The 25,967-nt window shown below is 62.6% G+C and carries 19 protein-coding genes; 5 read left to right on the forward strand and 14 right to left on the reverse strand.

Going from position 1 to position 25,967, the window contains the following annotated elements; all coding sequences use genetic code 11:
* Positions 1–7: 7 nt before the first annotated feature.
* A complete protein-coding gene (locus AC07V8_RS04135; RefSeq protein ID WP_494677400.1) occupies positions 8–1,399 on the reverse strand; it encodes an L-serine ammonia-lyase in 1,392 nt (463 codons plus the stop codon).
* Positions 1,400–1,872: 473 nt separating this feature from the next.
* On the opposite strand from AC07V8_RS04135, the gene AC07V8_RS04140 reads away from it, so the two are divergent.
* Entirely contained in the window at positions 1,873–2,961 is a 1,089-nt protein-coding gene (locus AC07V8_RS04140) for a threonine aldolase family protein (RefSeq protein ID WP_494677401.1), read from the forward strand.
* 43 nt (positions 2,962–3,004) lie between these two features.
* Here AC07V8_RS04140 and fdhA read toward each other — a convergent pair whose 3' ends face one another.
* The 5 genes from fdhA to AC07V8_RS04165 form a co-directional block, all read right to left on the reverse strand.
* A complete protein-coding gene (gene fdhA / locus AC07V8_RS04145; protein WP_494677402.1) occupies positions 3,005–4,207 on the reverse strand; it encodes a formaldehyde dehydrogenase, glutathione-independent in 1,203 nt (400 codons plus the stop codon).
* A gap of 104 nt (positions 4,208–4,311) precedes the next feature.
* Positions 4,312–5,268, reverse strand: coding sequence for a choline ABC transporter substrate-binding protein (locus AC07V8_RS04150; RefSeq protein ID WP_494677403.1), 957 nt, complete (start codon positions 5,266–5,268; stop codon positions 4,312–4,314).
* A 181-nt stretch (positions 5,269–5,449) separates the two neighbouring features.
* Entirely contained in the window at positions 5,450–6,535 is a 1,086-nt protein-coding gene (locus tag AC07V8_RS04155; RefSeq protein ID WP_494677404.1) for a GlxA family transcriptional regulator, read from the reverse strand.
* A 95-nt stretch (positions 6,536–6,630) separates the two neighbouring features.
* A complete protein-coding gene (gene choW / locus AC07V8_RS04160) occupies positions 6,631–7,527 on the reverse strand; it encodes a choline ABC transporter permease subunit (RefSeq protein WP_494677405.1) in 897 nt (298 codons plus the stop codon).
* Entirely contained in the window at positions 7,520–8,710 is a 1,191-nt protein-coding gene (locus AC07V8_RS04165; RefSeq protein ID WP_494677406.1) for a quaternary amine ABC transporter ATP-binding protein, read from the reverse strand. The genes choW and AC07V8_RS04165 overlap by 8 nt, the downstream gene beginning before the upstream one ends.
* 577 nt (positions 8,711–9,287) lie before the next feature.
* On the opposite strand from AC07V8_RS04165, the gene AC07V8_RS04170 reads away from it, so the two are divergent.
* On the forward strand, positions 9,288–10,151 hold the full coding sequence (locus AC07V8_RS04170; RefSeq protein ID WP_494677407.1) for a TorF family putative porin: 864 nt from the start codon (positions 9,288–9,290) through the stop codon (positions 10,149–10,151).
* A gap of 28 nt (positions 10,152–10,179) precedes the next feature.
* Here AC07V8_RS04170 and AC07V8_RS04175 read toward each other — a convergent pair whose 3' ends face one another.
* Positions 10,180–11,457: an amidohydrolase family protein gene (locus tag AC07V8_RS04175; protein WP_494677408.1), complete on the reverse strand. Its 1,278-nt coding sequence runs from the start codon at positions 11,455–11,457 to the stop codon at positions 10,180–10,182.
* Between the two features lie 311 nt (positions 11,458–11,768).
* Between AC07V8_RS04175 and macA the strand changes: the two genes are divergently transcribed.
* From macA to AC07V8_RS04190, 3 genes are read left to right on the forward strand one after another with little or no spacing between them, the layout of a single operon-like run.
* Entirely contained in the window at positions 11,769–12,962 is a 1,194-nt protein-coding gene (gene macA, locus AC07V8_RS04180) for a macrolide transporter subunit MacA (RefSeq protein WP_494677409.1), read from the forward strand.
* A gap of 2 nt (positions 12,963–12,964) precedes the next feature.
* Positions 12,965–14,950 carry a MacB family efflux pump subunit gene (locus tag AC07V8_RS04185; RefSeq protein ID WP_494677410.1) on the forward strand — a complete coding sequence of 662 codons (1,986 nt, stop codon included), beginning with the start codon at positions 12,965–12,967 and terminating at the stop codon, positions 14,948–14,950.
* The gene (locus tag AC07V8_RS04190; RefSeq protein ID WP_494677411.1) at positions 14,947–16,425 is read left to right on the forward strand and encodes an efflux transporter outer membrane subunit; all 1,479 of its coding nucleotides are present in this window, start codon (positions 14,947–14,949) and stop codon (positions 16,423–16,425) included. Before AC07V8_RS04185 ends, AC07V8_RS04190 begins: the two co-directional genes overlap by 4 nt.
* Positions 16,426–16,448: 23 nt before the next feature.
* On the opposite strand, the gene AC07V8_RS04195 is transcribed toward AC07V8_RS04190, so the two are convergent.
* The 7 genes from AC07V8_RS04195 to AC07V8_RS04225 form a co-directional block, all read right to left on the reverse strand.
* Positions 16,449–17,306: a glycine betaine ABC transporter substrate-binding protein gene (locus AC07V8_RS04195; RefSeq protein ID WP_494677412.1), complete on the reverse strand. Its 858-nt coding sequence runs from the start codon at positions 17,304–17,306 to the stop codon at positions 16,449–16,451.
* A gap of 246 nt (positions 17,307–17,552) precedes the next feature.
* Positions 17,553–18,674 (reverse strand): FAD-binding oxidoreductase, encoded by a 1,122-nt coding sequence (locus tag AC07V8_RS04200; RefSeq protein WP_494677413.1) that lies wholly within the window; start codon positions 18,672–18,674, stop codon positions 17,553–17,555.
* 26 nt (positions 18,675–18,700) lie between these two features.
* Positions 18,701–20,005 carry an aromatic ring-hydroxylating oxygenase subunit alpha gene (locus tag AC07V8_RS04205; RefSeq protein WP_494677414.1) on the reverse strand — a complete coding sequence of 435 codons (1,305 nt, stop codon included), beginning with the start codon at positions 20,003–20,005 and terminating at the stop codon, positions 18,701–18,703.
* A gap of 23 nt (positions 20,006–20,028) precedes the next feature.
* Positions 20,029–20,820 (reverse strand): electron transfer flavoprotein subunit beta/FixA family protein, encoded by a 792-nt coding sequence (locus AC07V8_RS04210; protein WP_494677758.1) that lies wholly within the window; start codon positions 20,818–20,820, stop codon positions 20,029–20,031.
* On the reverse strand, positions 20,814–21,968 hold the full coding sequence (locus tag AC07V8_RS04215; RefSeq protein ID WP_494677415.1) for an electron transfer flavoprotein subunit alpha/FixB family protein: 1,155 nt from the start codon (positions 21,966–21,968) through the stop codon (positions 20,814–20,816). The genes AC07V8_RS04210 and AC07V8_RS04215 overlap by 7 nt, the downstream gene beginning before the upstream one ends.
* Positions 21,969–21,988: 20 nt before the next feature.
* Positions 21,989–23,893: a (Fe-S)-binding protein gene (locus AC07V8_RS04220; RefSeq protein ID WP_494677759.1), complete on the reverse strand. Its 1,905-nt coding sequence runs from the start codon at positions 23,891–23,893 to the stop codon at positions 21,989–21,991.
* Between the two features lie 2 nt (positions 23,894–23,895).
* On the reverse strand, positions 23,896–25,959 hold the full coding sequence (locus AC07V8_RS04225) for an oxidoreductase (protein WP_494677416.1): 2,064 nt from the start codon (positions 25,957–25,959) through the stop codon (positions 23,896–23,898).
* Between the last annotated feature and the right edge of the window lie 8 nt (positions 25,960–25,967).

Below are 25,967 nucleotides of genomic sequence, written 5' to 3' on the forward strand. Positions count from 1 at the left end.
AAGCTACTCAGCACTCAATGACATTTACCGCCAAACCACCGCGTGATGTTTCCTTGTACTTGGTCTTCATGTCGGCGCCGGTCTGCATCATGGTCTTGATGACCTTGTCCAGCGACACATAGTGCTTGCCGTTGCCGCGCAGGGCCATGCGGGCCGCGTTGATCGCCTTCACCGCACCCATCGCATTGCGTTCGATGCAGGGAATCTGCACCAGGCCGCCGACCGGATCGCAGGTCATGCCGAGATTGTGTTCCATGCCGATTTCGGCGGCGTTCTCGATCTGCTCGGTGCTGCCGCCCAGCACAGCCGCCAGCGCGCCTGCCGCCATCGAGCAAGCCACGCCGACCTCGCCCTGGCAGCCGACTTCGGCGCCCGAGATCGATGCATTTTCCTTGTAGATCAGGCCGATCGCCGCCGCCGTCAGCATGAAGGTCATGACGCCATCCTTGTTCGAGCCGGGAATGAACTTGGTGTAGTAATGCAGCACCGCCGGCAACACCCCTGCCGCACCGTTGGTCGGCGCCGTCACGATACGGCCGCCGGCGGCGTTTTCTTCATTCACCGCCATCGCATACAGATTGACCCAGTCCAGCATCGATAAGGGATCGGTAAACGATTCCTCGGAGCGATTCTTCAGCTGCCGGTACAGTTCGGCGGCGCGCCGCTTGACCTTCATCGGGCCGGGCAATTCGCCATCGATGGAACAGCCGCGCTTGACCGCCGCCGCCATCACATCCCAGATCCCCAGCAGCTTGGCGCGCACTTCTTCCGCCGAGCGCCAGTGTTTTTCGTTTTCCATCATCAGCGCAGCGATGGTCAAACCGCTTTCTGCCGACATGCGCAGCAGGTCGTCGCCGCAATGGAAGGGGTAAGGCAACTCGCCTTCCGACTGCACGCTGCCGGCCTGCACCAGGTTGACGCGCTGGCCTTCCTTGCTGACTACGAAGCCGCCGCCGACCGAATAATATTCTTTCTCTGCAATCACGCTGCCAGCCGCATCCAGGGCGACGAAACGCATGCCGTTCGGATGCTGCGGCAAAGCCTCGCGCCGGAAAAACAGCACGTGATCCTTTTCCACGCAGCCGATCGGATGGCTGCCGTTCAGCAGCAGCTTCTTGCTGCTGCGGATTTCCGCCAGCCGCGGCTCGACGTGATCCGGATCGATGTTGTCCGGCAGGTTGGCTTCCAGTCCCAGCAACACCGCCTTGTCGCTGCCATGGCCTTTGCCGGTGGCGCCCAGCGAACCGTACAGCTCGACGCGCACCGCGTGCACCGCATCGAGCAGATTGGCGTCGTGCAAATACGCAGCGAACCGGTTGGCGGCAATCATCGGTCCCACCGTGTGCGAGCTGGATGGACCGATGCCGACCTTGAATAAATCGAATGTGCTGATGTTCATAGACAACCCGATTTCATACTCTGGCTAAATTCTGTAAAACCGTTCATGACAACTCCTGGGTGGGTTGAAGTATTTTCTCGGCAAACATCACCGGCCGCGCAAGACACCACAACGCCAGAGTACAGTGCAACAGTGCTGATCGATACCGCCATCAGCGATAAAGCAGCGCTATTCCTTGACATCATTTTGTCCTTGCAGCGGCTGGTCTATTTTCCGTAGCTGACAAGTGTTTGTCCTTTTCCGACAAGCACGACATATTTTAATTTTACGACCAAGTGGCAGTCTCAATACGATGACATTTCCTTGTAGGGGATAAGTCAAGCGCACAAACCTTGCCAATTAGGCACTTTCGGCCCGGGCGCCAAGCTTTTTCCTGCAACCGAGAAATGGCTTTCATGGCGGCAACGCCAAATCGCGGTAGGATAGCAAGCTTCCTTTCACAGACCTAGCCAAAAGCGCCACAGCCACCAGATATGTCTAACGCCGAACTTCGCAAGCAATGCCATACCTTCTTTTCTTCATCGGCGCCGCGTTCCGCCGCCCAGGATTTTGCCGCGATGGCGGCCTGGTGCGAGGCGCATGATATCCAGCACGACAGCTATGGCGAAGGCGCGCTGATCCAGGATTTCGAGAACAAGGTGGCGGGGTTGCTGGGTTTCGAGGCGGCCCGCTTCGTGATCACCGGCACGATGGCGCAAACGGTGGCGCTGCGCCTCGCCTGCCAGAACAAGGACAGCCGGCTGGTGGCGTTGCACCCGACGGCGCACATACTGCGCCACGAAAGCAGCAATTACCAGCTGCTCGATCATTTCAGCGTACTCAACGTCGGCAGCCCGTTCCGGCCTTGGACGGCGGATGACCTGAAAGCCTTGCCGGATCGGCTGGGAGCCGCGTTGTATGAGCTGCCCATGCGCGAAATCGGCGGCCAGCTGCCGGCCTGGGAACAGCTGGAAGCAATCAAGCAATACTGCCGTGAAAAGAATATTCATTTACACATGGACGGCGCCCGCCTGTGGGAAGCCGCCGCCGGCTACGGCCAGCCGCTGGCCAGCGTGGCAGCCGGCTTCGACAGCGCCTACGTCTCGCTCTACAAGGGGGTCGACGGCCTGGGCGGCGCCATGTTGCTGGGCAAGCAGGATTTCATCAGCCGCGCATCCGAATGGATGAAGCGCATGGGCGGGAATGTCTATCAGCGCTCGCCTTACGTGGTGGCAGCGGCAATGCGGCTGGATGAAAAGCTGGCGCGCATGCCGGCCTATCTGCAGCGCACGCGCGAACTGTATCAATTGCTGACGCGCTACCCGCGCTGGCAAGTCAACCCGCGGCAGCCGCATTGCAATATGCTGCATCTCTACCTGCCGGTCGAGCGTGAGGCAGCGAACGCCGCGCGCGACCAGCTGGCCCGGGAACACGGCGTATGGCTGTTCGGCCGCGCCAGCGACGCGGCCTTGCCGCAGCAGAGCTATATCGAGTGGTATGTGGGAGAGGCGCTGCTGGCGCTGTCCGACCAGCAGGTCGTGACGGCGCTGGATCAGTTCCAGGCGCTGCTGGCGCCTGCCTGATAATTGCCGCTGCCGGCGCAACACAACCGGCAGCAGTACTTCATCAAGCCGCTTTTTTCAGCAAATGATGCGGATCGATGACAAACTTCTTCGGCGCCCCGGCATCGAACTGCTGGTAGCCGGCCGGCGCCTGGTCCAGGGTGATCACCTCAACGCCGACGATATCGGCAATCTTGATGCGGTCCCACAGGATGGCCTGCATCAGCTGGCGGTTGTACTTCATCACCGGCGTCTGTCCGGTATGGAAGCTGTGCGACTTGGCCCAGCCGAGGCCGAGACGGATGCTCAGGCTGCCGCGCTTGGCGGCACTGTCGACGGCGCCCGGATCGTCCGTCACATACAAACCCGGGATGCCGATCTTGCCCGCCACCCGCGTCACTTCCATCAGCGAATTGAGCACGGTGGCCGGCGCTTCCGCCTGCGCCCCGGCATGGCCGTGGCCGCGCGCTTCAAAGCCGACGCAGTCGATCGCGCAATCGACCTCGGGCACACCGAGTATCTGCGCGATCTGATCGCTGAGCGAAGCGTCGGTGGACAGGTCCACCGTTTCAAAGCCGACGCTGCGCGCATGGATCAAGCGCAATGGATTGACGTCGCCGACGATCACTACCGCCGCCCCCAGCAAACGCGCGGAAGCAGCCGCCGCCAGTCCGACCGGACCGGCGCCGGCGACATACACGGTCGCGCCGGGACCGACGCCGGCGGTGACCGCGCCGTGGTAACCGGTCGGCAGGATATCCGACAGACAGGTCAGGTCGCGGATCTTGGCCATCGCCTGTTCTTTGTCCGGGAAGCGCAGCAGGTTGAAGTCGGCATACGGCACCATCACGTATTCGGCCTGGCCGCCAATCCAGCCGCCCATGTCGACATAGCCGTAAGCGCCGCCGGCGCGCGCCGGATTCACGGTTTCGCAGACCCCGGTGTGCTGCTCCTTGCAGGTGCGGCAGCGGCCGCAGGCGACGTTGAACGGCACCGACACCAGGTCGCCCTTCCTGATGGTTTCGACATCGGAACCGGTCTCGATCACTTCACCGGTAATTTCATGGCCCAGCACCAGCCCGGCCTGCGCCGTGGTGCGGCCGCGCACCATGTGCTGGTCAGAACCGCAGATATTGGTGGACACCACTTTCAGGATCACGCCATGCTCGATTTTCCGGCCTTGCGGATTATCCAGCTTGGGGAATGGGATGGACTGTATTTCTACCTTGCCCTGTTCGATATAAACCACGCCACGATTTTCAGACATGCTGTCTCCTTGCGTCAGATTATTATGGGGAATTGCCGGCCGCGGCCGAGCGGGATCACGCTCCGCGCGAGCGGAGCGCTTGCAGCCGTTTCTTGCCTTGCGGATCAGATGCCGAGGGAAGCCTTGACCGCCGGCAAACCGTCCTTGCCATCGAAGGTCTTGACGCCGGCCAGCAGTTTTTCCAGGACCTGCGGATTCTTCTTCAGCCATTCCTTGGCCGCGGTCTTCGGATCTTCCTTGTCCATGATGCGTCCCATCAGCTGGTTTTCGATGCCAGTGGAAAATTGCAGGTTGACGGCCAGCTTGTCGGCGTTCGGGCAGCGTGCCGCGTAATCGGTTGCGGTCACGGTGTAGACCTTGGCTTCGCCGTAGTTGGGACCGAACACCTCGTCACCGCCGCTCAGGTAGCTGATCTTTTGCTGCACGTTCATCGGATGCGGTTCCCAGCCCAGGATCACGATCCATTTCTTTTGCTTGACCGCGCGGCCCAGCTCGATCAGCATGCCGGCCTCGCTGGATTCCACCATCTTGAAGTTCTTCAGGTTGAACTGGTTCTTGCTGATCATGCCCTGGATCAGCGCATTGCCGTCGTTGCCGGGCTCGATGCCGTAGATCTTGCCGTCCAGCTCCTTGGAAAATTTAGCGATGTCGGCAAAGGTCTTGAGGCCGGCATCGTAGGCATAGGTCGGCACCGCCAGCGTATATTTGGCGCCGGTCAGGTTAGGCGTGGCCAGCACCTTCACCGAACTGTCCTTGACGAACGGCGCGATGATAGGATCCATGGTCGGCGCCCAGTAGCCCAGGAACAGGTCGATCTGCTTGTTCTTGACGCCGGCAAAGGTGATCGGCACCGAGGCGATGGTCTTGCTGGTGTGATAGCCCAACCCTTCATACACGGCAGATGCGAGACCGGTGGTGGCGGCGATATCCGTCCAGCCGACATCGGCGAAACGCACGTTCTTGCACGATTGCGGCTCCTGCGCCTGTGCGGAACCCGGCATTAGCATAAAACAGGCCGAGGCCATGCCCATGCCGGCCAGCGCCAGCTTGAATGATTTCATTGCATTTTCTCCTATGGCAAAGACGAAAGTCCGACGCTCCCGGTTGCATTGCATCGGCATAAATTAAACGCTTGGTTTCGCACTTCGACGCAAGGCCCGCGCTCAGCGCGGGAACCATGCGTGCTCGTACAAACCAGAAATTACTCGCATGCGCGCGACGGCTTAGACCGATTGCGACATGCTATTGCCTGCCTGCGTCAAACAGCTCGTCCGGCGCCGGCGGCAGCGGCGGCAACGGCGGCAATTCGTCGACCGCGGACAGGTAAGGATGGCGCAGGTGCCGCTCGCTGCTGGGCGAACGTCCGAACTGATTACGGTAAGCCTTGCTGAAATGGCAGGACGACTGGAAACCGCAAGCCACGGTCACGCTCATGATCGACATCGTGGTCTGCAGCAGCAGTTCGCGGGCGCGCCGCAAGCGCAGCTGCAGGTAGTAGTGGGTAGGCGTGACGTCAAGATAGTACTTGAACATGCGCTGCAGCTGACGCTGCGACAAGCCCACCAGCCTGGCGATCTCCTCGAACGACAGGGTTTCCTCGATGTGGGTTTCCATCAGCCGCGCCACTTCGATCAGTTCCTTGCGGCTGAAGCCGAGCCGGGCCGCGATCGGAATATGCTGCTGGTAAGCGCCGTCGCGGATGCGCTCCAGGATGAACTGTTCGGAAATTTCCGCCGCCAGCGTCTTGCCGTAGCGGTTGGCGGTCAGGTTCAGCATCAGGTCGATCGGCGCGGTGCCGCCGGAACAGGTGAGGCGGTCGCGGTCCACTGCGAACAGCCCCTCGGTAAACAATACCCGCGGAAAATCCTCGCGCAGGGCCGAGATGTTTTCCCAATGGATGGCGCACTGGTAGCCGTTCATCAGGCCGGCCTTGACCAAGGCATAGCTGCCGGTGCAGATCCCGCCCAGCATGACGTTGCGCCGCGCCAGCTGGGTCAGCATGGCGTTCAGCTTGTCGTTGACCGCCTCGTGGATCTTGACGCCGCCGCAGACGAACAGGATGTCGGGCGTGCCGGCCTGCTCCAGCGTCAGCGTCGGCGTGATCGGCAAGCCGTTGCTGGCCTGCGCCGGCAAGCCGTCGACGCTGATCACCGACCAGCGGTACAAGGTCTGGCGGCTGATGTAGTTGGCCATGCGCAGGACCTCGATGGCGCTGGCGAAGGCGATCATCGAAAAATTCGGCAAGGTCAGGAAGCCGAAATGAACCACCGCCGACGGCGCTGCGCCGTGCGGCAACGCCGGTTTTGAAGCTAGCTGCTGCGAAGACATCCTGCCTCCATCTTTGGCTACCGGCGCTGGACTTCCAGCGCGCGGATCACGTTGCTGCAATCTTGCTCAAGTTGCTTAATGCTTCTGCCGGCCGGCTAGCTGGTGGCCAGCGCCGGGCTCTTGCGAAACCATTTGCGCAGCCGGAAAAAACGCTGCACCTTGCCGGCTTCCGGCGTGCGGCCGAAACTTTCGGTGATGCGGTCGAGGATGATCGCCAGCAGCACCACGCTCAGGCCGCTCTCGAAACCAAGCCCGATATCCAGCCGCTGGATGCTGGCCAGCACGTCGTTGCCGAGCCCGCCCGCGCCCACCATCGAAGCGATGATCACCATCGACAAGGCCATCATGATGGTCTGGTTGATGCCCGCCATGATCGATGGCAAGGCGTTCGGGAACTGCACCTTGTACAGCAGCTGCCAGCTGGTGCAGCCGAAGGCCTGCCCCGCTTCGACGATTTCGTTGTTGACCTGGCGGATGCCGAGCGCGGTCAGGCGCACTGCCGGCGGCATCGCAAAAATCACGGTGGAAATAATGCCCGGCACCCGGCCCAGGCCGAACATCATGGCGGCCGGGATCAGGTAGACGAAGGCAGGCATGGTCTGCATCAGGTCAAGGATGGGCCGCACGATCATCGCCACCCGCTTGCTCTTGGCGGCCCAGACGCCGACCGGAATCCCCAGCGCCAGGCTGATCAGGGTGGAGGAAATGGTCAGCCCCAGGGTGACGATGGTCTGGTCCCAGAAACCGGTGTTGTAGATCACGAAGAAGGACATCACGGTGAACAGCGCAAACTTGAAGCCGACGCGCCAGACGCCGAGCACGATGAAGAACCCCATCAGCAGCCACAGCGGCAGCACTTGCAAGCCGTGTTCTATGGATTCGGCAAACCAGCTGATGGCGTTGCCGAAGCTGTCGAAACTGTTGCCGTGCTTATCGAGGATGTAATGGACAAACTGGTCGACCCAGCGCCCCAAAGGAAGATGCTCAGACATGCGAACCTCGGGATGTAGACAAAGCTTTCAGAACCATGGCCTGGCTGATCGCGCCGCAGTAGCAGCCGTCGCCATCCACCACCGGCAGCGGCGAGCGGCTGACTATCAGCTTGTCCATCACGTCTTCCAGGTTGCTGCGGTGATGGATCACCTCGATCCGGTCCATGCCGCCGGCCTGGAGATTGCCGTCGGTGTCGGCGTGGCGGCGGGTAGCGACGATGCCCTGCACCTTGCGCGCGCCATCCACCACGAAGGCATAGTCGGAGCGGCTGCGCTGATACAGGTCGCCATTGGCATGGACTTCGCTGGCGCAAGCCACCAGCGGCACGGCGTTGGCCTGCATCAGGTCGCCGGCGGTCAGGTAACGCTTGGTGTCGACGCCGTCGAAGAAGGCGCGCACGTATTCTTCCGCCGGGTTGTCGATGATTTCCTGGGCAGTGCCGACCTGCACCAGGCGGCCGCCTTCCATGATGGCGATGCGGCTGCCGATGCGCAGCGCTTCTTCCAGGTCGTGCGAAACAAAGATGATGGTGCGGCGCTGTTCCTTTTGCAGATCCAGCAGCACGTCCTGCATTTCCTTGCGCTTGAGCGGATCGAGCGCGGAGAAGGCTTCGTCCATGATCATCAGCGACGGATTGACCGCCAGCGCCCGCGCCAGGCCGACGCGCTGCTGCATGCCGCCCGACAGTTCGCACGGCAGTTTGTTGGCGAACGGCGCCAGGCCGACCTGGTCCAGTACTGTCATGGTGCGCCGCTCGCGTTCCTTTTTTCCGGTGCCGGCCACTTCCAGGCCGAAGGCCGCATTCGACAGCACGGTGCGGTGCGGCATCAGCGCGAACGACTGGAACACCATGCTCATGTCGCGCCGACGCAGCTTGATCAATTGCGAATTCGTCATCTGCGCCACGTTCTGGCCATCCACCAGGACATTGCCGGCGCTCGGGTCGACCAGGCGGTTGATGAGGCGGATCAGGGTCGACTTGCCGGAGCCGGACAGCCCCATCAAGACAAAGATCTCGCCCTCCTGCACCTCGAAGGAGACGTTGTGGACGCCGACCACCTGCCCGGTTTCGGCGAATATCTTGTCCTTGGAGTGCCCTTTTTCGAGCATGCTCAAGGCCAGTTGCGGATTGTTGCCGAAGACCTTGTACAAACGGTCGACCACTACTTTTGCAGACTTCATTACCTGTCTCCTGATAATGCATGCGATCAGTTGCTGCCGGGGCAATGCCTGGCTGCAACGTATCGCTAGCGTGCGGGTCTAGCCTGACGGTCATTGCCCGCTTGTTTGAAATCCACTGCTGCAGAGTGTATGTGCAGCACAGCAGGAAAGACAAGCAGCAGCGGCATCGGCCCGACCGTCACGATCGCGGGAAATTCACGGGAAATTTCATCCAGCGTTAATCACATAGTCGCGACAAAGGTCTTTGACCGAATGACGATTTACGACAAGCACTTATTCAAAAACGACGAAGCACGTGTCGTGCCATGACTGGTGGCGGCCGGCGCGCTGGCGGCATGTCGCAATTCCATCATTTTTAGTCGCAATTGCGGGGAGTTGCGTTTGGACGCCGGGACAATAATTATCCGCAGGTAATCGCCGCACACGTCAACCTGGCGCGCGTTACCGCACCGGCACGGCAGCGGTTCGACTGCCGCCGCATCCATGCAGTCACGTTTTCCGTTTGCAGCAATCGCCGGCAATCGTCATAAATGCGATTGATATCAAAATGGAAACGCATTCAAAGGGAGCAGTAGACATGTTTCAGAAATTCAACAGAATCAGGATAACTCCATGGCTGGCGGCGCTGATGGCCTGCGCCTTGCACCTGCCGGCGCTGGCCCAGACCAGCGACAGCGCCGGTGCTGCCGCGGCGCCGGCTGCGGCGCCCGCCGCCGCTCCGGCATCGCCGTTCACCGCCAACGTCACGATCGCATCGCAATATGTCTCGCGCGGCTTCCGCCAGACCTGGGGCAAGCCGGCGATACAGGGCGGCGTCGACTATGCCCATCCGAGCGGCCTGTTTGCCGGCACCTGGATGTCAAGCGTGAGCGATCATTTCATCGAGAACGGCTCGGTCGAGTGGGATTTGTATGGCGGCTATACCGGCAGCGCCGGCGACCTGACTTACACCGGACAGATCTACTATTACGTCTACCCGGGCGCCGAAGTATCGTTTGCCCACACCAAGTACAACTATGGCGAAGCGGTCGCCTCGCTCACCTATAAATGGTTCAACGTCAAGTACTGGCTGACCTACACGCCGGACTATTTCGGCTACAACAGCGCCACGCTGGGCATAGGCAACGGCCAGCACAGCCGCGGCTCCGGCTATCTCGACCTGAACGGCACTTTCGATCTCGGCAGCGGCTACAGCCTGCTGCTGCATTACGGTAACGAACGGGTAAGGAATTTTTCCGCCTATAGCTTCCAGGACGGCAAAGTGGCGCTGAGCAAGTCCTTCGACGGCGGCTGGTCGGTAACCGGCGCGGTCACCAAGGGCTGGGGCAAGAACGGTGTCTACGATCATTACACCACCGGCGTCCTGAATTCAGCCGGCGTGGCGGAAGTCTCGAATCCGCTGGCCACCACGCTGGTGCTGTCGCTCACCAAAACCTTCTGACAGACCGGGGCCGCCTGACGGTTTCCGGTCAGGCGGAATGCAGGCGGAAATCGAGCGCCGCCGGCCGGCCCGGCAAGTTCAGGGTGGCCTGCGCCGCCGGCGACTGGCTAATCACCTTGCCGCGCCGGATCACATAGCGCCTGCCGGCGCGCAGCCTGATCGCCTCCACCGTGCAGCCGGCATCCAGCACCACCAGGTCGGCATTGCAGCCCGGCGCCAGGCCGTAGCCGCCGAGGCCGAGTATGCGCGCCGGCGTTTCCGTCACCGCCATGAAGCAGGCGTGCATCGCTTCCTGCCCGGTCATCTGCGCCACATGCAAGCCCATGTGCGCCACCTCCAGCATGTCGCCCGATCCCAGGCTGTACCAGGGATCCATCACGCAATCATGGCCGAAGGCGACGTCGATGCCGGCTGCCAGCATTTCCGGCACGCGGGTCATGCCGCGCCGTTTCGGATAAGTGTCGTGGCGGCCTTGCAGGGTGATGTTGATGAGCGGATTGGCGATCGCCGCCACGCCCGCTTCGCGGATCAGCGGCAGCAGCTTGCTGACGTAATAGTTATCCATCGAATGCATCGAGGTCAGGTGCGATCCCGCCACCAGGCCGTGCAGCCCCAGCCGTCGCGCATGAAAGGCCAAGGTTTCGATATGGCGCGACATGGGGTCGTCCGATTCGTCGCAATGCATGTCGACGCGCAGTCCTTTCTCCGCGGCAAACTCGCACAGCAGCTTGATCGACTCGGCGCCCTCGGCCATGGTGCGCTCGAAATGCGGAATGCCGCCGACCACGTCAACGCCCATGGCGATGGCCCGCTTCAGGTTGGCGAACGCATTCGGACTGCGCAGCAAGCCGTCCTGCGGAAACGCCACCAGCTGCAGATCCAAATACGGCGCGACCCGGCGCTTGACATGCAGCAGCGCCTCCACCGCCAGCAGGCGGTCGTCGCAGATATCGACATGCGAACGGATCGCCAGCAAGCCGCGCGCCACCGCCCAGTCGCAATATTGCATGGCGCGCGCCACCAGCGCTTCCTGCGTCAGCATCGGCTTCAGTTCGCCCCACAGCGCAATCCCTTCCAGCAGCGTGCCGGAGCTGTTGACGCGCGGCAGGCCGTAGCTGAGCGTGGCATCCATATGGAAATGGGCATCGACGAACGGCGGCGTCACCAGGTTGCCGCCGGCATCGATTTCCTGCGCAGCGCTGACCCCCAGCGCCGCGCCGATCGCATTGATACGGCCGTTGGCAATAGCGATATCAACCCCGGTCCTGCCGTTCGGCAGCGAGGCATTACGAATAAGCAGATCCATAAGCATCCTCTTTAATGAGATACACGACAGCCGGTACGTTGCCAGCGTGGCGTGAACCCATAGTAACGGCAAAGGAAACGCGCTGACAACCGCAGGCTTGCACTCATGGCAAGGGAACTAATGCGCCGGTGCGGCTTCTGATGCACAGCCATGCGCAATGCGCTAGCCGCATTGAAGCAACGGCTGGAACCGGGATGCCGAGATGCCGAGATGCAACATCGTGAATATCGTGCCATTTTCTCTATTCTTTATTTCATCATTTCGATTTGAATGGCAGAACATGGCGATCCGGCAATCCGTGGACTCCCATCATGCGTTTATTGAAAAACAAACCCCTGACCTACATTGTTTCCGTAGGGCTACTTTTACTGCTTGCATTCGGTCTCTACCGCCATTTCTTTTCCGCTAGCAAAGAACCGCAATATCTCACCGCCCCGGTCACCACCGGCGACATCCAGGACACCGTGCTGGCCAGCGGTTCGCTGGAAGCCTTGCAGCAGGTGAATGTCGGCGCCCAGGTATCCGGCCAGCTGAAATCGCTGAAGGTGATGCTGGGCCAGGAGGTGAAGAAGGGCCAGCTGGTGGCGGAGATCGATTCGCTGACGCAGCAGAACGCGCTGCAAAACGCGCAGGCGGGGCTGAACCAGGTGCGCGCCCAATTGCGTTCCAAACAGGCCAGCCTGGCGCAGGCGCGGCTGAATTTTGCGCGCCAGCAGCGCTTGCTGGCGGGCGACGCCGGTTCGCGCGAGAGCTATGAAAGCGCGCAAGCCACGCTGCAAACGACCCTGGCCGATATCGATGCGCTCAACGCCCAGATCGAACAGGCCAAGATCACCGTCAGCACCGCCATGCTGAACCTGGGCTACACCAAGATCACCGCGCCGATGGATGGCAAGGTGGTGTCTATCGTCACCAAGGAAGGGCAAACCGTCAATTCCGCCCAGCTGGCGCCGACCATCATCATCCTGGCCGAACTGAAAACCATGACCGTGAAAGCGCTGGTGTCGGAAGCCGACGTCATCCGCGTCAAGCCGCAGCAGCCGGCCTTCTTCACCATCCTGGGCGATCCCGACCACCGCTACCACGGCACCCTGCGCAGCGTCGATCCGGCGCCGGATTCGATCGGCGGCGACGGCACAGACAAAAGCAAGACCAATGCAACCGCAGCGCCGGTGTACTACAACGCTCTGTTCGACGTCCCCAATCCCGACAGCAAGCTGCGCATTTCGATGACGGCGCAGGTCTCCATCGTCCTCAACGAAGCCAAGGGCGCACTGATGATTCCGTCGACCGCGCTGGGCGAACGCGGCAAGGATGGACGCTATCTGGTCAAGGTGTTGCGGGAAAAAGATGGCAAGCATATCGTCGATACCCGCCAGGTGCGGATCGGCATCAACAATGTCCAGGCGCAGGTGCTGGATGGCCTCAAGGCCGGGGAAAAGGTTGTCATCGGTGAGGCCGACGGCGCTCCCGCGGCCGAACAAAGCGTCATGATCGCGGGCTGAGCATGGAACCCGCACTGCTAGAACTGAGCGGACTGTACCGGCGCTTTCCATCCGGCGAAGAAACCGTCACCGTCCTCAACAATATCAACCTGAAAATCGCCGCCGGCGAAATGGTGGCGCTGGTCGGCCCATCCGGCTCGGGCAAGTCGACGCTGATGAATATCCTCGGCTGCCTCGACCGGCCCAGCAGCGGCAGCTATCACGTCGCCGGCCAGGCTACCGGCGAGATGCAGCCGGATGCGCTGGCGCAGCTGCGGCGCGAGCATTTCGGCTTCATCTTCCAGCGCTATCATCTGCTGCCGGACCTGGACGCCGCCAGCAATGTCGAAATCCCGGCGATCTATGCCGGCAAGCCGGCGGCAGCGCGCAGGCAGCGTGCCCATGAACTGCTGGCGCGCCTGGGCCTGGCCAACCGCAGCCACCACCGTCCCAGCCAGCTGTCCGGCGGCCAGCAGCAGCGCGTCAGCATCGCCCGCTCGCTGATGAACGGCGGCCAGGTGATCCTGGCGGACGAACCGACCGGCGCCCTCGACAGCCACAGCGGCCAGGAAGTCATCAAGATCCTGCAGGAACTGCATGCCGAAGGCCATACCGTGATCATCGTCACGCACGACATGCACGTGGCCGAGTATGCGCAACGCATCATCGAGATCAGCGACGGCGAAATCATCGCCGACCGTCCTAGCAAGAGCGGCGGCAGCATCGCGTCGGCTTCAGCGCCGGCTGCCGCAGCAAACGCAAGCCGGCCGCAGATCGGCCTGCAGCAAGAATCGTCCTGGCGCGCCACCGGCGCCAGCCTGGTCGAAGCCTGCCGCATGGCCCTGCTGGCCATGCGTTCGCACCGGCTGCGCAGTTTCCTCACCATGCTGGGGATCATCATCGGCATCGCCTCGGTGGTGTCGGTGGTGGCGCTGGGCGAAGGCTCGCGCCGCCAGATCCTGAAGGACATCAGCTTCCTCGGCACCAACAACATCACGATCTATCCCGGCAAGGACTGGGGCGACGAAAAGGCCGCCGCGCTGCGCACCCTGGTGTCGGCCGACGCCGATGTGCTGGCGCAGCAGCCGTATGCCGACAGCGCCACGCCCGGCGTCACCACGGCGGCCACGGTGCGCTACCGGAACATCTCGGTGAGCGCTTCGCTGCAAGGTGTCGGCGACCAGCATTTCCGCGTGTACGGGATAGAGATGGCGGAAGGTAGATCCTTTACGCCGGACAGCATCCGCCATCAGCTGCAGGAAGTGGTGATCGATCACAACACGCGCCAGAAGCTGTTCGGCAGCGGCGGCGATCCTGTCGGCCAGGTGCTGATGCTGGGAAATATACCCAGCCGCATCATCGGCGTCGCCAAGAAAGAAAGAAATTCCTTTGGCGGCGGCGGCAGCAGCCTGACCTTGTGGGTGCCCTACACCACCGCACAGAAGCGCATCATCGGCCAGTCTTCCCTGCAATCGATCGCGGTGCGCATCAACGATGCCGCCTCGCCTGCCGCCGCGGAGCAGAGCATCGTCAAACTGCTCACCCAGCGCCACGGCAGCAAGGATTTCTACATCCTGAACAGCGACAGCATCCGCAAGACGATCGAATCGACCACCCGCACCATGACCCTGCTGGTGTCGATGATCGCCCTGATCTCGCTGGCGGTCGGCGGCATCGGCGTGATGAACATCATGCTGGTCTCGGTCACCGAACGGATCCAGGAAATCGGCGTGCGCATGGCGGTCGGCGCGCGGCAGGGAGACATCATGCGGCAGTTCCTGATCGAAGCGGTGCTGGTCTGCCTGCTGGGCGGCGTGCTGGGCATCGGCCTGGCGCTCGGCATCGGCGTGCTGTTCGCCAGTTTCGGCGGCAGTTTCCAGATGCACTATTCGCTCACCTCGATCGTGGTCGCCTGTACCTGCTCCACCCTGATCGGCATCATCTTCGGATTTCTACCCGCCCGCAATGCGGCCCGCCTGGATCCGGTCGAGGCCCTGGCACGAGAATGAAACCTATCCCCATGCGTAATTTCCATACCGCCCTCGGCGTTTTTGCAGCCAGCCTGCTGGCCGGCTGCAGCGCTTTGCACACGTCCTACCAGCCGCAAGCGCTCAGTGCGCCGGCAAGCTGGCAAAACCAGCCGATCCCGACTGCCGGCGCTGCCGCCCAGCGCGACCGCTGGTGGCGCAACTTCAACGATCCGCAGCTGGACCAGTTGATCGAGCTGGCGCTGGCGCGCAACAACGACCTGGCGGCGGCCGCCATCCTGGTGCGGCGGGCGCAGCTGCAAGCCGGCCTGGCCACCACCAATCCAACCGTCACGCTAGGGCTGAGCACCAGCAACAGCCGCAATCTGAATGGATCATCCGGCGCTGTGCCGGATTTTCCGGACCTGCCCGCTACGCCGGCCGGCAGCCGCAGCCAGTCGCTGAGCGCGAGCGTCGCCTATGAAGTGGACCTGTGGGGCAAGCTGGCCAGCCAGCGCGACGCCGCCCAATGGGAAGCGCTGGCGACGGCGGAGGACCGCGACAGCGCGGCCTTGTCGCTGATCGGCACCACCGCCGGCCTGTACTGGAAAATCGCCAACCTGCAGCAACGCATCGCCCTCAGCGAACAAAGCATCGCCTATGTCGCCAGGATCCTGCAGCTGGTGCACGTGCAATACGACGCCGGCGCCGTCTCCTCGCTGGAAGTGCTGGAAGCCGAGCGCTCGCTGGCGTCGCAGCAGGCCAGCCATACGCAGCTGCTGCAAGACATGGTTGAAGCCCGCAGCGCGCTGGCGATCCTGTTCGACGGTCCGCCGGAAACCGGGGGCAGCGAGCATTACCGGCTGGCCACCGAGACCCTGCCGGCGGTCGACGCCGGCCTGCCAGCAGAGCTGCTGGGGCGGCGCCCGGATCTGCGCGCGGCAGAACTGCGTCTGCGCAAGACGCTGTCCAGCGCCGACGCCATACGCACCGGCTACTACCCGACCTTCAGCCTGACTGGCAGCCTCGGCAGCACCAGCACCAGCCTGCAAAACCTGCTGCAGAACCCGGTAGGCACGCTCGCCTCCAGCCTGACTTTTCCATTCCTGCAATGGCACCAGATGCAGCTGAACATCGCCGTCTCCAAGATCGATTATGAAAAGGCCTCGGTCGACTTCCGCCAGACTTTCTACAAGGCTTTGCGCGACGTCGAAATCGCGCTGTCCGCACGCAGCCAGTTCCAGGCTCAAGGCCGCAAGCTGGCACAGTCGCTGGCGGCGGCCCGGCGCATCGAAAGCCTGTACCAGGAGCGCTACCGCGCCGGTTCGGTGGCGCTGAAGATCTGGCTCGACGCCCAGGAAACCCTGCGCTCCGCCGAGATTGCTGTGGCGGACAACAATCTCAACCTGCTCAACAGCCAGGTCAAGCTGTATCAGGCGCTAGGCGGCGACATGAAAGTAGCTGCAGCCAGCCCAGCTGCTGCGGAACGGCCGCCAGTGTTCTACAACGAGAAATAAGCAAGCCGTTAGTTCCGCCTGCCCTATTTTTGCAGCCATTCACTGACGCGCTGCGGATGTGCATCCAGCCATTGCTTCGCCGCCGCTTCCGGCTTGGCGCCGTTTTCCACCGCCAGCATGACGCTGTCGATTTCGCCCGGCTTCCATGAAAAGTTCTTCAGCAAGTCATTGACCGGCCTGGCCTTCGCCGCCAGGCCGGGATTGGCGATATTGTCGACATGCTCGGCTTCGCCATAGACCTTCTTCGGATCGTCGAGGAACTTGAGCTTCCACTTGGCGAACATCCAGTGCGGCACCCAGCCCGTCACCGCGATCGCCTTGTTGTTCCTGATCGAGCGTTCCAGTTCGGCTGCCATGCCGCTGCCCGAGCTCGGCAGCAACTTGTAGTCCAGGCCGTATTCCTTGATCGCCTGTTCCGTCTTGGTCATGACGCCGGCGCCGGCGTCGATGCCGACGATGCGGCCGTCGAAAGCGGCTTTCTGCGCCGGCAAGTCAGCGATGCTGGCGGCATTGACATAGGCCGGCACAATCAGGCCTATCCTGGCGCCGGGGAAGTTGACGCCCAGGTTGACTACCTTGTCCTTCAGCTTTTCATAGTAGGCGCCCTGGGTAGCCGGCAGCCACGCCGACATGGTCGCATCCAGGTCGCCGCGCGCCACGCCCTGCCACATCAGGCCGGCGGAAACCGGAATCAGCTTGACTTCATAGCCGAGGTCCTGCCGGATGATTTGCGCCGCGACATAGGTCGTCGCCACACTGTCAGACCAGCCTTCCACATAGCCGATCTTGATGACAGGTTTAGACTCAGCGATTGCTGCACCTGAGCTTGCGAGGCATGTCAGCATAAGGACGAGACAGCATAGTTTTCGTAGCGGGTTCATGGCTCGACTCTTTCAATGTTCGTGCAATTAATTGGGGTCAGAGTCGAATTAATTTGATCCGACCTGCTGCGGCTTGTACTCCGTGGGCCATCAATTGAATTAATTGGGGTCGGAGTTGAATTTATTTACATCGACTGGCTACTGCCTGTACTCCGTGATCCGTCAATCGGGGTCAGAGTAATTTACGACGATGAAACCGTCGTAAATTACTCTGACCCCGAATGACTGCGTTTCTGGTGCGCCGTCCTATTTGTCTACCACGAGGTTGCTTAACGGCTTGCTGCAGCACAGGAGCACCATGCCTTGATCTATTTCACGCTGGCGGATGCCGCCTTTGTGCTGCATGTCGACGCTGCCTGAAACCAGCTTGACCTTGCAGGTGCCGCACATGCCTTGGGCGCAAGAGGATGCCAGGCGTACGCCGGCGTTGCGGGCGGCTTCCAGCACATGCTGCTGCGGACCGCAGACGATCTGGCGGTTGCTTTTCTGGAAGTTGATTTCAAAGCCGGCCAGCGCCGCCGGTTCGCTGCTTGCCGGCGTTACGCCGTTTGCCACGCTTGCCTGCTCGGCCTCCTGCTGCAAGGTCTCGAAGGAAAAGCTTTCTTCGTGATGGCGCGCGCGGTCGAAGCCTGCTTCATCCAGCATGCTGCGCACCGCCTTCATGTATGGCGCGGGGCCGCAGACGAAGACTTCGCGTTCCATGAAATCGGGCGCCATCAGCTTCAGCGCCGCCAGCGACAGCATGCCGGTCGGTCCCGGCCAGTCGCGCCGCTGGCCGAGCCGTTCGCAGATGAAACGGGTCTTGAAATTCTGCTGGCTGGCGGCGATCAGGCCCAGCTCGCGCTCGAAGATGATGTCGTCCGGCGTGCGCGCGCTATGGATGAAAACGATGTCGCGGTCGTCGCACAGGTCATGGTGGGCGCGCGTCATCGACATCAAGGGCGTCACGCCGGAGCCGGCCGACAGGAACAGGTATTTCTCCGCCGGATGCAGCGCACAGGTGAAATCGCCGGCCGGCCTCAGCACCTTGACCTTGTCGCCTGCTTTCAGGTTGTCGTGCAACCAGTTGGACACCGGCCCTCCCGGCACCCGCTTGACCGTGATCGAGATGGCATGCGGCCGCGCCGGCGACGAGGAAACGGTGTAGCAGCGGTTGACGGCTTCGCCATTGATTTCCAGCTCCAGCGTGATGAACTGGCCGGGCTGGAAGGTGAAGCCGCTGCCGTCGGGCGTGGCGAAGAAAAAGCTCTTGACGTCATGCGTCTCCGCCCGCACCTGGCAACATACCAAGGCATCCTCGCTCTCGCTGTTCCACAGCGGCGGCATGGCGTCCCAGAAATTCCGGCGATTCAGTTTATTTGTTTCCATGACCGGTCCCGGCAAAATTTCGGCTTTCAATCCATTCTCCGCAGCACGCTCACTGAAGCAGCCTCCGGCGCGGCCAAACCGTGCTTCAAACGGCCGATGTACCAGGTGCAGAATTTCTCCACCAGGCCTTCGGTAAACGGCGAATAGGGGCCGGGCTGATAGGCGCTGCTGCGCGCCCCCTGCTGCGACAGTTCGACCAGGCGCTTGTCTTGGTCGTTAGTGGCGTTCCACACCGCCGTCAGGTTGTCCAGCTGATAATCGATGCCTTCGCGCGCGTCCTTGTGCACCAGCCACTTGGTGCGCACCAGCGTGCGTTCCGCCGACAAGGGCAAGACCGAAAAACTGACGATATGGTCGCTCATGAAGTGATGCCAGGAATTCGGCTGGGTCCAGAACGACAGGCCGCCCAGGTCGGCGCGTTCGAACTGCCCCAGCAGCCTGCCGCAAGCAACCTTGCCATCCAGCGTCTGCGATTCGCCGGCGCGGTCCAGCGGCAGGCGCTGGGTGCGGAAGCCGCTCACCAGCTCGTCCAGCCGCTCGATCTCGGCCGACGGCAGGCCGCCGCTTTCCCATTCGGCGCAGCGTTCTGCCGCCAGGCGGTTGAATTCGCCGATCTGCTCGGCGTTGCCGGGTGCGGTCTGATAGCCGAAGCCGAACTCGAACAAGGACGCTGTCAGTTCCGGATGATTGGTCGCGCAGTGGTAGCACTCGCGGTTGTTCTCCATGGTCAGCTTCCAGTTGCCCTCCTCGATCAGGTCGACCTGCTTGGCGATCTTGCAATCCTGCAGGCCGTGAGGCTGCAGGTAGGGCGCCATGGCTGCGCGCATCACCGAGAAGTCCTCAGGCGGCTGCTCCGCCAGGCAAATGAAAATCAGCCCCGCCAGGTTTTCCACATGCACCGGCTTGAGACTGTGCTTGCAGCGGTCGAACTTCTCGCCCATGTGCTCGGCATAGATCAGCTCGCCGCCCAGGTTGTAAGTCCATTGGTGGTAGGGACAGACCAGGTTGCCGACCGAGCCCTTGTGCTCCGAGCACAGGCGCGCGCCGCGATGGCGGCAGACGTTGTGATAGGCGCGCACCGCCATGTCGTCGTCGCGCACCACCACGATGGAATTGAGGCCGATCTCGACCGTCACGTAGTCGCCCGGCTCGGGAATGTCGGGATCGACCGCGACATGGATCCAGTGCTTGCCGAAAATCTCCCGGATATCCATCTCGAAAATTTCCGGACTCAGGTAAAACGGCGCATCCAGGCTATGGCCAGGCAGGCGTTCGGCGATCAGTGAGTGGATCTCTTTGGATACTTTCAATTTTTTCTCCATGTGATGCATTTATGGAACCGTCGCTTTACAAATCAATAATCGACCAGGTGATGTTCACGCAAATAAGCCAGCACCGCCTGTGCTTTGTCGGCTGCGCTGCCTTCCTGCAGCACCTTGCCGCCGCGGCTTTCGGCCACGGTGGCCGCCTGCATGCGCGCGTGGCCGGAACGCTTCTCCGGCGCCGCCAGCTTGCGCGGCAATGCGCTGGCGGCTTCGACCTGCCATTCCTCGCCCGCATCGCTCATCACCTCAGGAGAAGCCTGGCTGCTGATGCGGCCGGCACGCAGCCTGGCATAGGCATAACGCAAGCGAGACGGCGCCAACGGATGCACCGTCAGCAAGGCCGGCAGCGACAACGCGACTTCGCGCCGCCGCCCTTTCGGCAAGAACTGCTGGGCGACTATGGCATCGCTGCCCGACGTCATCGCAATCACCCCGGCCAGTAAAGGCAGGTTCAGCCGCGCGGCCAGCAGATAAGGCAGCATGCCGCTGGCTTCGCCGCTCTCGGCGCGGCTGCCGCACAGCACCAGGTCATAAGCTTGCAGCTGCTCCTGCAAGGCCGGCAATACATCCTGCGCCGCAGCCGTTTCGATCACGCTGATCCTGGCCGCGCCCAACGCCAGATACTCGGGCAACGCCGGATTGTCGGCCTGGCCGGCGTGGATCACGTCGATGCTGACAGCGGTCGCATGTTGCGCCACCAGTTCCTTCGCCAGCCCGAGTGCGGCGGCGTCGTTGCGGCTATAGCGCGGCACGCCGCTGACAGGGTGCCTGCCTATCGATACCAGCACCGCGATGCGCCTGATAGCCTGTTGTTTCATGATGCTATCTCCACAGCACGAGCCTGCCGGACCTGCTCCAGCAAAGCCGACATCAGTTCCTGCGCATCGCCGATGACGCTGAGATCGGCGCGCTTGATCATGGGCGCGCTGGCATCCAGGTTGACCGCGATCACGTGACGGCAATCCTTGATGCCCTGCAGATGCTGGACCGCGCCGGAAATGCCAAAGGCCAGGTAGGCGCTGGCGCTGACCGTCTTGCCGGTGGCGCCGATCTGCTTGTCGCGCTCGAACTTGCCGTCGTCGACCGCGACCCGGCTGGCGCCGACGGCAGCGTCCAGCACCTGCGCCAGCGCATTGAACAAGGCAACGTCGCCCACGCCATTACCCGCGGAAACGATGAAATCGGCTTCATCCAGCGCCACCTGCGATGCCGCCATGGTTCTGACCCCGAGGTCGGCAAAGGCGCCTGCCGCGGCGGCATTCGCGGCAGCACCAACCATCCCGACCAGCTGCTCTGCCTGCTGCCCCCGTCCGAGGAAGGGCAAGCGTGCGTCCACCGCATCGGCCTCCAGCAAGATGATCTCCGTCAGATTGCGGCGCGCCATCAGGCTGCCCTGCTGGCGATAAGTCGCCACGCCGGCAGAATTGATCTCCACCACATGAGTGGCGATGCTGGCCACGTTGATGGCCGCACCAAGGCGTCGTCCCAGATCGCTGTCGGCGACGCCGTTATCCGGCATGAAGACATGCGCCGGCAGCAATTCTTCGAGCAAGGCGATCAGGGCCGCCAGTTCAGCTTCCGGCGCAAACAGGTGACTGCCGTACTGGGGCAGGACGATGCAGCGGTCGGCACCGAGCGCGGCGGCATCGTCGTTCAATGCACCGAACACCAGCAGCACCACTTCGGTGGCCTCGTCCGCCAGCAGCGCTGCGGCAGCCACCGCCTGGCGCGCATGTTCATCGAGGCTGCCGCGGTCGCTGTGCGCCACTGCCAGCAGGCATTTGGTCAGCCGAGCGTCGACGGCCAGGCGCTGCGGCTTGATCGCCCGGTGTATCTGCGCATGCGGCAACATATGCAGTTCAAGGTCCGCATTGCCAGCCTGCCCCAGCACAATGCGTTTCAAGCCATCGGCATTGAGCGTGAACGGGCGGCGCGGGTCTATGCGTCTGATGCCGCTCGCTGTTGTCATTGTCGTTGCCATGTCCATCTTCAATTCTCCAACGCGGCGGCAAGCAGTTCAGCGATATCGCGCACTTCGGGACGCGGCCCCACTACGCCCTCCAGCATCGCGGTGCAGTTCGGACAAGCCACCACCACGGTGTCGGCGCGCACCGCACGGGCATCGTGGATGCGGATATCGGGAATGCGCTGCTTGCCGGGGATATCGGTCAACGGCGCGCCGCCGCCACCGCCGCAGCAGCGGCCGCGCATGCCGTGGCGTTCCATTTCGTGCAGCGGCAAGCCCAGCAGTTTCAGCAGTTCGCGCGGCGCTTCGGTTTCGCCGTTATAGCGGCCCAGGTAGCAGGGATCGTGATAGGTAAAGCGCAGATCGCTGTCGACGGCGGCGCGCGGCTTGAGCTTGCCTTCGCTGACCAGCGACGCCATGAAGCCGGTGTGATGCAGCACCTCGTAGCGGCCGCCCAGCGCCGGATATTCGTTGCGCAGGCAGTGCATGACGTGCGGATCGGCAGTGACGATCCGCTTGAAGGTGAATGCCGACAGCTGCGCAATCATCTGCTGCGCCAGGTTCTGGAAGGTTGCTTCATCGCCCAGACGACGCGCGACATCGCCGCAATCGCTTTCGAGTGAGCCAAGCACGGCGAAATCGACCTGCGCGGCTTGCAGCACCTTGACCAGCGCGCGCAGGCTGCGCTGGTAGCGCATGTCGAAGCCGCCCTCGCCCACCAGCAGCAGCACGTCGACTGGCTGGCCGGCGCTGATCTGCCTGACATCCAGGTCGAGCGCCCAGTTGTAGCGCGCGCCAAGGTCGAAGCCGCCGGCGCTGCCGGTCTCGCGCAAATTGGCCAGCACTTCCGCCCCTTTGCCGGGCACGGCGCCGAACTGCAAGGTCTGGTGGCGGCGCAGGTCGACGATGGCGTCGACATGCTCGATCAGCATCGGGCACTCCTGCACGCAGGCGCGGCAGGTGGTGCAAGACCATAGCGTGTCGCTGGAAATCAGGCCGGGTACGATCGCATCGAGCGGACTTCCCTGATGGCCGCCGAGCGGGATGCCGGGATAGGGACTGCCGGCGAAACCGGCGTCGCTGCCGCCGGCCATGCCGGTCACCATGTCCTGAATCAGCTTCTTAGGATTCAGGGGCTGGCCTGCGGCAAACGCCGGGCAGGCGGCTTCGCACTTGCCGCACTGGACGCAGGCATCGAAACTCAGCAACTGATTCCAGCGAAACTCGACCGGCTTGCCGACGCCCAGCTCGCCCTGTTCCAGCTGCAGGGGCTTGAGCGCGGTCGTCGGGGTGCCGCCAGCTGTTTTATTGAAGCGTTCCGGGCGTGGATGAAAGGCCAGGTGCAGCAAGCCGGCCAGCGCATGCTTCATCGGCCCGCCTCGGGTGGCGCCGACAGTCAGGGTCCAGGCGCCAAGGCCCAGCAAGACCACGGTCGCCAGCGCGCTGACACCGGAGACAAACTGCAGAGGGATCAAGCCCAGCGCCAGCAGGCCCAGCGCAAACGCCGCCAGCATCCACGGCAGCCGCATCCAGGCGCCGCGCGACAGCCGCGCCGGCGGCGTGCGGCGTCGATGCCAGACGAACAGCACGCCCACCAGCATCAGCAGCGCGAACAAGCCGATTGCTGTATTCAGGGCTGACACATACAGCATCAAGCCGTAGTTGACCGCCACCAGCGCCATGGCGGCGATGGCGCCGCCGGCGGTGGCCACGTGGGTGCGGGCGATATACGGGTCGCGCGCCACCACGTGATGCAGATCGACAAAATAGCGCTTGGGAATGGCCAGCAATCCCAGCCACGCCACGGGCGCTTCGCGGCCGGCGCGCCACAGCGCCGCCCGCCGCGCCATGCCAGCTGCCAGTCCGGCCACCGAAAGCCAGAACAAGACCGTGATGAGCAGATTGAGAGAAGAAGCCGCCGCGCTCATGGTCAGAAGTCTTTGCACAGGCGCAGCGAATCGTAGATCGCGGCGTGGATGTTATGCATGGAGATGCAATCGCCGACCCGGAACAGCAGGAAGCGGCCGTCGCCCAGTTGCTCCGACAAGGCCGGCTGCGGCTCGGCGGCAAACAGCTTGTTGACGTCGGTCTGGCCGCGGTTCAGCGATTGCGGCTTGAGCGACCAGTACAGCTGGTCGTTGGGCAGGATGCCGTTTTCAATCACCACCTGGTCAACCACCCGCTCTTCCTGCACCTCGGTGTATTCGTTGCGCAGCACCGCTACTTTCTTGTCGCCTTCGGCATAGACCCGGTCCAGCCAGTAATTCGGCGTCGGGATCACGCCTTGTGCATACAGGCGGCGATAGAAGATCGGGAAAGTGGTGCCGCCGGTATCGTCGGCGATCTTGACGTCCGGCGTGACGATTTCCACCAGGCTGCCGCGGCTGGCCAGGAAATCGGCGACGCCGAAACCGGCGTGGGTGCTGATGCCGTCATACACCAGCACGTTCTTGCCCGGCGCGACCCGTCCTTGCAAGATATCCCAGGAGCTGACCGACAAACCCTCGGCGACGCCCCATGCCGCAACCTGGCCGGTGTAGTTGCTGCCGCCGGTGGCCAGCACCACGATATCAGGCCGTTCCGCCAGGATCATGGCTTCGTCGGCGTTGATGCCAAGGCGACGGTCGACGCCGAGGCGCTTGGTTTCCATGTCGAACCAGCGCACGATGCCGGCCATCTGCTCGCGCTGCGGCGCCTTGGCAGCCAGATTGATCTGGCCGCCAACCGCTTCGCTGCGCTCGAACAGCACCACTTCATGTCCGCGCTCGCGCGCCACGCGCGCCGCTTCCAGCCCGGCCGGACCGGCGCCGACCACCACCACCTTGCGCTTAGGCCCGCGGCTCCTGGCGATCTGGTGCGGCATGCTCTGCTCGCGCGAGGTGGCGGCATTCTGCACGCACAATACATCGAGACCGTTGTACTGGCGGTCGATGCAATAATTGGCGCCGACGCACTGCTTGATTTCGTCTTCGCGGCCGTCGCGGATCTTGATCACCATGTACGGATCGGCGATCTGCCCCCGCGTCATGCCGACCAGGTCCACCATCCCGGTCGACAGTATGCGTTCCGCCTGGCCGGCGTCGCGTATGCTTTGCGCGTGCATCACCGGCACGCTGGACACAGCCTTGATGCCGGCCGCCAGATGCACGAAAGGTTCCGGCGGCAAGGCCATGGGCGGCATGCAGTTGGCCAACGTGTTGTGGGTATCGACGCCGGAGCCGACCACGCTCAGGAAATCGATCAGGCCGCTGGCCGACATCGCCTGCGCAATCTGCTTGGCGGTTTCGTGATCGACGCCGTCTTCATGGAATTCATCGCCGCACATGCGCAAGCCGACGCAGAAATCGCTGCCGACCGCTTCCCGCACCGCGGTCAATACCTCGATGCCGAAGCGCATGCGATTTTCCAGGCTGCCGCCGTATTCATCGCTGCGCTGGTTGACGCGCGGACTCCAGAACTGGTCGATCAGCTGCTGGTGGGCGGCGGAAATCTCGATGCCGTCCATGCCGGCCTGCTTGACTCTTTTGGCGGCGGCGGCGAAGTCGGCGACGATGCGGCGGATTTCTTCGATCTCGATGATCTTGGCGTTGCCGCGATGGACCGGCTCGCGGATTCCCGACGGGCTGACCAGGTGCGGCCAGTTCTCGCCGTGCCAGGCAGTGCGCCGCCCCATGTGGGTAGCCTGGATCATGATCTTGGCGCCGTGCCGGTGCATGGCTTCCGCCAGCCGCGACAAAGGCTCGATCACCTTGTCGGTAGTCAGGTTGACCGATTTCCACCAGCCTTGCGGGCTGTCGATGGAGACCGTGCTGGAACCGCCGCAGATCGCCAGGCCGAGGCCGCCCTTGGCCTTTTCTTCGTAATAGCGGATATAGCGTTCGCCCGGCAAGCCGCCCGCTTCCGCATAGACTTCGGCATGTGCGGTGCTGACTACGCGGTTGCGCAGGGTTACCTGGTTCAGGGTCAGCGGCGAAAACAAAGTGGGATAGCGCATGGTCGGTA

Source organism: Collimonas sp. GW821-FHT02H07 (assembly GCF_059421505.1).

Coding starts and splice junctions, on each gene's coding strand:
- AC07V8_RS04135 (WP_494677400.1), bottom strand. CDS start 1,399: ATGAACATCAGCACATTCGATTTATTCAAGGTCGGCATCGGTCCATCC.
- AC07V8_RS04140 (WP_494677401.1), top strand. CDS start 1,873: ATGTCTAACGCCGAACTTCGCAAGCAATGCCATACCTTCTTTTCTTCA.
- fdhA (WP_494677402.1), bottom strand. CDS start 4,207: ATGTCTGAAAATCGTGGCGTGGTTTATATCGAACAGGGCAAGGTAGAA.
- AC07V8_RS04150 (WP_494677403.1), bottom strand. CDS start 5,268: ATGAAATCATTCAAGCTGGCGCTGGCCGGCATGGGCATGGCCTCGGCC.
- AC07V8_RS04155 (WP_494677404.1), bottom strand. CDS start 6,535: ATGTCTTCGCAGCAGCTAGCTTCAAAACCGGCGTTGCCGCACGGCGCA.
- choW (WP_494677405.1), bottom strand. CDS start 7,527: ATGTCTGAGCATCTTCCTTTGGGGCGCTGGGTCGACCAGTTTGTCCAT.
- AC07V8_RS04165 (WP_494677406.1), bottom strand. CDS start 8,710: ATGAAGTCTGCAAAAGTAGTGGTCGACCGTTTGTACAAGGTCTTCGGC.
- AC07V8_RS04170 (WP_494677407.1), top strand. CDS start 9,288: ATGTTTCAGAAATTCAACAGAATCAGGATAACTCCATGGCTGGCGGCG.
- AC07V8_RS04175 (WP_494677408.1), bottom strand. CDS start 11,457: ATGGATCTGCTTATTCGTAATGCCTCGCTGCCGAACGGCAGGACCGGG.
- macA (WP_494677409.1), top strand. CDS start 11,769: ATGCGTTTATTGAAAAACAAACCCCTGACCTACATTGTTTCCGTAGGG.
- AC07V8_RS04185 (WP_494677410.1), top strand. CDS start 12,965: ATGGAACCCGCACTGCTAGAACTGAGCGGACTGTACCGGCGCTTTCCA.
- AC07V8_RS04190 (WP_494677411.1), top strand. CDS start 14,947: ATGAAACCTATCCCCATGCGTAATTTCCATACCGCCCTCGGCGTTTTT.
- AC07V8_RS04195 (WP_494677412.1), bottom strand. CDS start 17,306: ATGAACCCGCTACGAAAACTATGCTGTCTCGTCCTTATGCTGACATGC.
- AC07V8_RS04200 (WP_494677413.1), bottom strand. CDS start 18,674: ATGGAAACAAATAAACTGAATCGCCGGAATTTCTGGGACGCCATGCCG.
- AC07V8_RS04205 (WP_494677414.1), bottom strand. CDS start 20,005: ATGCATCACATGGAGAAAAAATTGAAAGTATCCAAAGAGATCCACTCA.
- AC07V8_RS04215 (WP_494677415.1), bottom strand. CDS start 21,968: ATGACAACAGCGAGCGGCATCAGACGCATAGACCCGCGCCGCCCGTTC.
- AC07V8_RS04220 (WP_494677759.1), bottom strand. CDS start 23,893: ATGAGCGCGGCGGCTTCTTCTCTCAATCTGCTCATCACGGTCTTGTTC.
- AC07V8_RS04225 (WP_494677416.1), bottom strand. CDS start 25,959: ATGCGCTATCCCACTTTGTTTTCGCCGCTGACCCTGAACCAGGTAACC.